The 8,291-nt window shown below is 72.0% G+C and carries 6 protein-coding genes; all 6 read left to right on the top strand.

All coding sequences use genetic code 11. From position 1 onward, the window contains the following. Nucleotides 1-133: 133 nt before the first annotated feature. The 6 genes from ACFYE1_RS15835 to tyrS all read left to right on the top strand — a co-directional run bounded on the left by ACFYE1_RS15835 (nucleotide 134) and on the right by tyrS (nucleotide 7,898). On the top strand, nucleotides 134-1,360 hold the full coding sequence (locus tag ACFYE1_RS15835; RefSeq protein ID WP_387744954.1) for an argininosuccinate synthase: 1,227 nt from the start codon (nucleotides 134-136) through the stop codon (nucleotides 1,358-1,360). 94 nt (nucleotides 1,361-1,454) lie between these two features. Continuing rightward, complete coding sequence (gene argH / locus ACFYE1_RS15840) at nucleotides 1,455-2,903, top strand: argininosuccinate lyase (RefSeq protein ID WP_387744957.1); 1,449 nt, start codon at nucleotides 1,455-1,457, stop codon at nucleotides 2,901-2,903. After that, entirely contained in the window at nucleotides 2,900-3,580 is a 681-nt protein-coding gene (locus ACFYE1_RS15845; protein ID WP_387744959.1) for a DNA-3-methyladenine glycosylase, read from the top strand. The genes argH and ACFYE1_RS15845 overlap by 4 nt, the downstream gene beginning before the upstream one ends. A gap of 26 nt (nucleotides 3,581-3,606) precedes the next feature. Further along, complete coding sequence (locus ACFYE1_RS15850) at nucleotides 3,607-4,143, top strand: adenine phosphoribosyltransferase (RefSeq protein WP_387744961.1); 537 nt, start codon at nucleotides 3,607-3,609, stop codon at nucleotides 4,141-4,143. Between the two features lie 119 nt (nucleotides 4,144-4,262). Continuing rightward, a complete protein-coding gene (locus ACFYE1_RS15855) occupies nucleotides 4,263-6,521 on the top strand; it encodes a HelD family protein (protein WP_387744963.1) in 2,259 nt (752 codons plus the stop codon). A gap of 66 nt (nucleotides 6,522-6,587) precedes the next feature. Beyond that, the gene (gene tyrS, locus ACFYE1_RS15860) at nucleotides 6,588-7,898 is read left to right on the top strand and encodes a tyrosine--tRNA ligase (protein WP_387744966.1); all 1,311 of its coding nucleotides are present in this window, start codon (nucleotides 6,588-6,590) and stop codon (nucleotides 7,896-7,898) included. Nucleotides 7,899-8,291 lie beyond the last annotated feature (393 nt).

Consider the following 8,291-nt stretch of genomic DNA (forward strand, 5'->3'; position numbering starts at 1 on the left):
TCTCCGGGGGAGTGCCCGGAGCGTGTGCGGAGGAGTCCGGGCGAGTATGCATAAATACAAGTTGAGGTGTATAGTCATGCACAGAAGGCGGGGCCACGTCGTGGTGCCCGGACCACCGACGAAGGAGAACACCGTGACCGAGCGTGTTGTGCTGGCCTACTCCGGAGGCCTCGACACCTCCGTGGCCATCGGCTGGATCGGCGAGGCGACGGGGGCCGAGGTCATCGCCGTGGCCGTCGACGTCGGGCAGGGCGGCGAGGACCTCGAGACCATCCGCCGGCGCGCCCTCGACTGCGGGGCCGTCGAAGCCTACGTGGCCGACGCCCGCGACGAGTTCGCCGCGGAGTACTGCATGCCGGCCCTGCAGGCGAACGCCCTGTACATGGACGCCTATCCCGTGGTCTCGGCACTGTCCCGCCCGGTGATCGTCAAGCACCTCGTGGCCGCCGCCAAGCGGTTCGGCGCCTCCACCGTGGCCCACGGCTGCACCGGCAAGGGCAACGACCAGGTCCGCTTCGAGGTGGGCATCCAGACCCTGGGTCCCGAGCTCAAGTGCATCGCCCCGGTCCGCGATCTCGCCCTGACCCGAGACAAGGCCATCAACTACGCCGAGAAGCACCACCTGCCGATCGCCACGACCAAGAAGAACCCCTTCTCGATCGACCAGAACGTGTGGGGCCGCGCCGTGGAGACCGGGTTCCTCGAGGACATCTGGAACGCACCCACCAAGGACGTCTACGACTACACGGACGACCCCACGTTCCCGCCGCCGGCCGACGAGGTCGTGATCAGCTTCGCGGGCGGCATTCCCGTGGCCCTCGACGGCCAGCCCGTCACCCCGCTGCAGGCGATCCAGGAGATGAACCGGCGCGCCGGGGCCCAGGGCGTGGGCCGGATCGACATCGTCGAGGACCGGCTCGTGGGCATCAAGTCCCGCGAGGTCTACGAGGCCCCCGGAGCCATGGCGCTCATCGCCGCGCACCGGGAGCTCGAGAACGTGACGGTCGAGCGCGAGCAGGCCCGCTTCAAGCGCACGGCCACCCAGCGCTGGACCGAGCTCGTCTACGACGGCCAGTGGTTCTCCCCGCTCAAGCAGTCCCTGGACGCGTTCATCCAGGACACCCAGAAGTACGTGGACGGCGACATCCGGATGACCCTGCACGCCGGCCAGGCCACGGTCACCGGCCGCCGCTCGAACACCTCCCTGTACGACTTCAACCTCGCCACCTACGACGAGGGCGACGCGTTCGACCAGTCCCAGGCCCGCGGGTTCATCGAGCTGTTCGGCATGTCCTCGAAGGTCGCGGCGTCCCGCGAGCAGCGGCTCGCGGCCGAGGGCAAGCAGCCCCGGAGCACGTAGGCTCGTCCCCAGCAGGAACGGGCACGACGACGGAGGGCCCCATCCCGGCGGTGGGGCCCTCCGTCCACGCCCGGCCGACCCGAGAAGGAGAGACATGGCGCAGCAGGACAAGCACGGGACCAACGAGGGCGCGCTCTGGGGCGGGCGCTTCGCCGGGGGACCGGCCGACGCCCTCGCGGCGCTGAGCAGGTCGACGCACTTCGACTGGCGCCTGGCCCCCTACGACATCGCGGGCTCACGGGCCCACGCCCGGGTCCTGCGCACGGCCGGGCTGCTGACCGGCGACGAGCTCGAGGGCATGCTCGACGCCCTCGACCGGCTCGAGGCCGACGTCCGCTCCGGGGCCTACGCCCCCGAGGCCTCGGACGAGGACGTCCACGGCTCCCTCGAGAAGGGCCTCATCGAGCGGGCCGGGCCCGAGCTCGGCGGCAAGCTGCGCGCCGGCCGGTCCCGCAACGACCAGATCGCCACCCTCGGGCGGATGTACCTGCGCGACCACGCCGCGATCATCGCCCGCAACGTGCTCGACGTCGTACAGGCCCTCCTGGACCAGGCGCAGGCCCATCCGGAGGCCCCGATGCCCGGGCGCACCCACCTCCAGCACGCCCAGCCGGTGCTGCTGTCCCACCACCTGCTCGCCCACGCCTGGGCGATGCTGCGGGACGTGCAGCGCCTCGTCGACTGGGACGCCCGCGCCGCGGTCTCCCCGTACGGCTCGGGGGCGCTCGCCGGGTCCTCGCTCGGCCTGGACCCGGGGGCCGTCGCCGCCGAGCTGGGCTTCGACTCCGCCGTGCACAACTCCATCGACGGCACCGCGGCCCGGGACGTCTACGCCGAGTTCTCCTGGGTCACCGCGATGATCGCCGTGGACATGTCCCGGATCTCCGAGGAGATCACCACGTGGGCCACCAAGGAGTTCTCCTTCGTCACCCTCGACGACGCCTTCTCCACCGGGTCCTCGATCATGCCGCAGAAGAAGAACCCGGACATCGCCGAGCTCGCCCGCGGCAAGGCCGGCCGGCTGATCGGCGACCTCACGGGTCTGCTGGCCACGCTCAAGGGCCTGCCCCTGGCCTACAACCGGGACCTCCAGGAGGACAAGGAGCCCGTCTTCGACGCGATCGACCAGCTCGAGGTGCTGCTGCCCGCGGTCTCGGGGATGGTCGCCACCCTCGACTTCAACACCGACCGCATGGCCGAGCTCGCCCCGCAGGGCTTCGCCCTCGCCACCGACGTCGCCGAGTGGCTCGTGCGCCAGGGCGTGCCCTTCCGGGACGCGCACGAGGTCGCCGGGGACGCGGTGCGGGTCTGCGAGCAGCGCGGGATCGAGCTGTGGGACCTCTCCGACGCGGACTTCGCCGCGATCTCCGACCGGCTCACCCCGGGCGTGCGCGAGGTGCTCACCGTGGCGGGCTCGCTGGCCTCGCGCAGCGCCCAGGGCGGCACGGCGCCGTCGGCGGTGGCCGCGCAGATCGGCGAGCTCGAGCGCCAGGTGTCCGTGGCCGCGGAGTTCTCGCGGCGGGCCCCGATCGTCGCGGGATGAGCGGGGGCGGGCCCGTCACCGGGCCGGCGCTGCTCGAGCTGCTGTCCCGGCCGGCTCCGGAGGTGGCCCCGCGGCTGCTGGGCGGCCTGTTCGGCCTCCGGACCGGTGAGGGCACCGTGGTCCTGCGGATCACGGAGGTCGAGGCCTACGGCGGGCCGGACGGCTCCGACCTGCCGGACCCGGGGGCGCACACGTGGCGCGGGCGGACGGCGCGCAACGCCTCCATGTTCGGTCCGCCGGGCCACGTCTACGTGTACTTCACGTACGGGATGCACCACGCGGTGAACCTCGTCTGCCGCCCCGAGGGCACCGCCGGCGGGTGCCTGCTCCGGGCCGGCGAGGTCGTCGAGGGTCTCGAGCTCGCCCGCGCCCGCCGGGCCGCCGGCCGGTCCGGCCCGGTGCCCGGGGCCGCGCTGGCCCGCGGGCCGGGCAACCTCGCCAAGGCCCTGGGCATCGACCTGACCCACGACGGCGCCCCGCTCGCCGCGGGGCAGAACGCCGCCGCGCCGGGCTTCTTCCTGGAGCTGGACGGCCCCGGAGGCGGCGCCGCCGACCGCGGCCCGCGCACCGGGGTGTCCGGGCCCGGCGGGACCCCCGAGTTCCCGTGGCGGTGGTGGCTCCCCGGCGAGCCCTCCGTCTCCCCGTACCGTCCGGCGGTCCCGCGCCGCCGCCGCTGAGTCCGCGCGGGGCCCGGGCGGATAGCATGAGCGACGTGACTGAATCCGTAGAGCAGATGATCGAGCGCCTGTGCGTGAAGATCCCCGACTACCCGGAACCGGGGGTCCTCTTCCGCGACCTGACGCCCCTGTTCGCGGACGGCGCCGGCTTCCGGCGGACCGTCGACGCCCTGGCGGACGCCTTCCGCGGCCAGTTCGACCACGTGGCCGGCATCGAGGCCCGCGGCTTCCTCATGGCCGGGGCCGTGGCCTACGCGACGGGCGTGGGCCTCATCCCCGTGCGCAAGGCCGGGAAGCTGCCGCGGGAGACCTTCCGCGAGGAGTACGTCCTGGAGTACGGGTCGGCGGTGCTGGAGATCCACACGGACGACGTCCCCCGCGGAGCCCGGGTGCTGGTGCTCGACGACATCCTCGCGACCGGCGGCACCCTCGGGGCCACGGCGCAGCTGCTGCACCGGGCCGGGCTGCACGTCGCCGGGTTCGGGCTGATCATGGAGCTCACCGACCTGCGGGGCCGCAGCCAGCTCGGCGGCCACCGCGTCCGGGCCCTGTACCGCGTCTGACCTGCCGCGACGTCCCTGGCGTTGCTCCTGTTACGCAGCCCGCGGCCGCGCGACCGTGGGATCGACGTGCGTACCGGTAGAATCGATGGTCTGTTCGATCCGGAACGAGGTGTCCACCCATGGCAGAGACCGTCGCCACGATGGCGGCCGAGCAACTCGCTGTCGAGCGAGCGTACGTCGCGATGCTCTACGACCGGCTCGACGAGCTGCGGGCCGAGAAGACCGCGGAGCTCGCGGCCGTCCGGCGCAGCGAGTCCTTCGGCAACCACCAGAACCGTGCGGAGCGCGACGCGTTCGCGTCCCACTACGAGGACCGCCTCGCCCAGCTCGAGGCCGTGGACCACCGGCTCGTCTTCGGCCGTCTGGACGGCCAGGCCGGCGACCGCCGCTACGTCGGGCGCATCGGTCTGGCCACCGCGGACCACCAGCGGCTCATGGTGGACTGGCGCGCCCGCGAGGCCGCCGCCTTCTACCAGGCCACCGCGCAGAACCCCATGGGCATCCGGCGCCGGCGCCACCTCATCCTCGAGGGCCGGGACGTCGCCGCCCTCGAGGACGACGTCCTGGACCCGGACATGCTCGAGGACGAGGGCGTGCTCCACGGTGAGGGAGCCCTGCTGGCGGCCCTGAACCAGAAGCGCACCGGGCGGATGTCGGACATCGTCGCGACCATCCAGGCCGAGCAGGACAGGATCATCCGCGCGCCGCTGCCCGGCGTGCGCGTGGTGCAGGGCGGGCCCGGGACCGGCAAGACCGCCGTGGCGCTGCACCGGGCGGCGTACCTGCTCTACGAGCACCGGGAGCGGCTGCGCAAGGCCGGAGTGCTGATCGTCGGTCCGTCGTCGTCGTTCATGTGGTACATCGAACGCGTGCTGCCGGCGCTCGGGGAGACCGGCGTGGTGATGTCCTCCCTGTCCGAGCTGTTCCCGGGTGTGCTCGCCGTCCCCGAGCGGGATCCGCGCACCGCGCGGCTCAAGTCGGGTCTCGACATGGCCGAGGTCGTCGCCCGCGCCGTGCGGGACCGGCAGAAGGTCCCGGCGGCGGACCAGGTGCTGCGCGTCGACAGCCACCGCGTGACCCTGACCCCGCGCACGGTCAAGCGCGCCCGGGACAAGGCCCGCGCCACCGGGAAGCCGCACAACGAGGCGCGCAACACCTTCGTGAAGATCGTGCTGCGCGAGCTCACCGAGCAGCTCGGCGAGCACCTCAACACCACCAGCGGCAACGTCATGGACCGCTCGTACCTCGCGGAGGACATCCGGCAGTCGCGGGACGTGCGGATCGCCCTCAACCTCGCCTGGATGCCGATGTCGCCCCAGACCCTGGTCGGCCAGCTGTTCAGCAAGCGGCACTACCTCGAGTCCGCCGCCCCGCACCTGGACGCCGCGCAGGTCGACGCCCTGCTGCGCCCGGCCGACGCCCCCTTCACCGTGGCGGACGTGCCCCTGCTGGACGAGGCCGCCGAGCTGCTGGGCGACCTCGACGAGGCCGGGGTGCGCCGGCGGGCCGAGGCGGACCGGGAGCACCGCAAGGCCACGGACAACGCCGAGCACGCCCTGGCGAACATGCACCAGAGCCTCGAGGACGTCGGCGCGGACGGCATCGTGACCGCGGCCCAGCTCACGGACTTCAACGCGGTGACCCAGCACCGGATGACCGCCGCCGAGGCCGCGACCGCCGACCGCACGTGGGCCTACGGGCACGTCGTCGTCGACGAGGCGCAGGAGCTCTCGCCGATGCAGTGGCGCGTGCTGATGCGGCGGTGCCCCATGAAGTCGTTCACCGTGGTCGGCGACATCGCCCAGGCGGGCTCGGCCACCGCCGCCCGCAGCTGGCAGGACGCCCTCGAGCCCTTCGTGGGGGAGCGGTTCGTCCACGACGAGCTCACGGTCAACTACCGCACCCCCGCCGCGATCGCCGAGGCCGCGGTCGACGTCGCCCGGGCCGCCGGCCTGGACATCTCGGCCCCGCGGGCCGTCCGTGAGGGCGAGCCGCCGATCGTGCAGCGCGTCCGTGCCGCGGACGTGGCCGAGGGCGTCCTCGACCAGGTCCGCACCGAGCTCGGGCTCGTCAACGGCGGGCTCGTGGCGGTGATCGTGCCCGAGGACCGCGTCCAGGAGATCGGCCCGGCGCTGGCCGGAGCCCTGCCCGGGCTCGTGGGCGCCGGCGTCCGCCGGCTGGACCGGCAGGTCGTGGTGCTCTCCGCGTGGGACGCCAAGGGGCTGGAGTTCGACTCCGTGGTGGTCGTCGAACCTCAGGCGCTCGTCGAGGAGGTCGGCGGCGGGGTGGGAAACCTCTATGTGGCCATGACCCGGCCCACCCAGCGGCTGCGCGTCGTCGCGGCCCGGCCGCTCCCGGCGGGCCTCGACCGGTTCTGACCCGCCCCGACCGGGCGCCGGGGCGCGGCGAGCTTCCCCGCCGCGCCCTGGTGTAACTTGTTAGCCGTGTCGATTCCCACGGACCTGACCTCCCAGCGCAACGATCCGTCCTTCGCCAACGTGTGGCAGGAGCTGCAGTGGCGCGGGCTCGTGCACGTGTCGACCGACGAGGCGGCCCTCGAGAGGTCGCTGTCGGAGGAGAAGGTCACCTACTACTGCGGGTTCGACCCCACCGCGGCGTCCCTGCACCTGGGGCACCTGGTGCAGCTGCTGCTCATGCGCCGGCTCCAGCTGGCCGGCCACCACCCGATCGGCCTCGTCGGCGGGTCCACCGGTCTGATCGGCGATCCCCGGCAGAGCTCCGAACGCATCCTCAACTCCAAGGAGACCGTCGCGCAGTGGGTCGGGCTGCTGCGTGCCCAGGTCGAGCGGTTCCTCTCCTTCGAGGGCGAGAACCGGGCCGTGATGGTCAACAACCTGGACTGGACCTCCCAGCTCTCCGCCATCGACTTCCTCCGTGACATCGGCAAGCACTTCCGCGTGGGCACGATGATCAAGAAGGACATCGTGGCCAAGCGGCTGAACTCGCAGGAGGGCATTTCCTACACCGAGTTCAGCTACCAGATCCTGCAGGGCCTCGACTACCTGAACCTCTACCGCGACCACGGGTGCACCCTGCAGACCGGGGGCTCCGACCAGTGGGGGAACCTGACCTCCGGGACCGAGCTGATCCGCAAGGTCGAGGGCGTGTCCGTGCACGCCGTCGGCACCCCGCTGATCACCAACTCCGACGGGACGAAGTTCGGCAAGTCCGAGGGCAACGCTGTGTGGCTGGACCCGGAGCTCACCTCGCCGTACGCCTTCTACCAGTTCTGGCTCAACACCGCCGACGCGGACGTGGTGGACCGGCTCAAGGTCTTCACCTTCAAGACGCGCACCGAGATCGAGGAGCTGGCGCGTTCGGTCGAGGAGGAGCCCTACAGGAGGCAGGCGCAGAAGGCCCTCGCCTGGGAAGTCAACTCCCTGGTGCACGGGGCCGAGGCGACCGAGAAGGCGATCGCGGCCTCGGCCGCCGTCTTCGGACGAGGCGAGCTCACGGAGCTCGACGCGCAGACCCTGGACTCGGTGGCGCGCGAGCTGCCCGGGGCCAGTGTGGCCTCCGGCCGGCTGCAGGTCGCCGATCTCCTCGTGGCCACCGGGCTGTCCGAGTCGAGGTCCGCCGCGCGCCGGACCCTCAAGGAGGGCGGCGCCTACGTCAACAACGAGAAGGTCGTCGGCGAGGACGCCGAGCTCGGCCCCGACCAGCTGCTGCACGGACGGTGGGCACTGCTGCGCCGCGGCAAGAAGAACCTCGCCGCGGTCACCGTGGAGGCCTGATCCAGGGCTCGATCCGCCCACCACCCCCGTCCGGGAGCCTGGCTTGCAGGCCTCTGGGCGGGGGTGTAGTGTTCATCGAGTCGTCAGGCAGGGCCGAGAGGCCGGCGGACGGCAACAACGCAAAGAGCAGCAGGACCGCGAGGTGTTGCCTAGTTCATGCGGGAGCGACCGTTCTGGTCGGTCCGGACCCGGAGCAGCGCAAGTTGACACGCCGGGAACGGACTGCGTAGGATGGTCGAGCTGCCTGAGGCGGGGAACGAAGTTCCGGCGCGGAGGGCAGTGAAAATTCCAACACGGTTTCCGGGTGTGGTGCCTGGTTGCTGGTCTGTTGTTTGAGAACTCAATAGTGTGCCATGTTTGTTGATACCGGATGTTTTATTCGGTTGATGGGTT

The organism is Kocuria nitroreducens (assembly GCF_042879195.1).
GTDB classification, from domain to species: domain Bacteria; phylum Actinomycetota; class Actinomycetes; order Actinomycetales; family Micrococcaceae; genus Kocuria; species Kocuria nitroreducens.

Bases quoted from the DNA above. Each gene is read 5' to 3' on its own strand.
- argH (WP_387744957.1), top strand. From the start codon at position 1,455: ATGGCGCAGCAGGACAAGCACGGGACCAACGAGGGCGCGCTCTGGGGC.
- ACFYE1_RS15845 (WP_387744959.1), top strand. From the start codon at position 2,900: ATGAGCGGGGGCGGGCCCGTCACCGGGCCGGCGCTGCTCGAGCTGCTG.
- ACFYE1_RS15850 (WP_387744961.1), top strand. From the start codon at position 3,607: ATGAGCGACGTGACTGAATCCGTAGAGCAGATGATCGAGCGCCTGTGC.
- ACFYE1_RS15855 (WP_387744963.1), top strand. From the start codon at position 4,263: ATGGCAGAGACCGTCGCCACGATGGCGGCCGAGCAACTCGCTGTCGAG.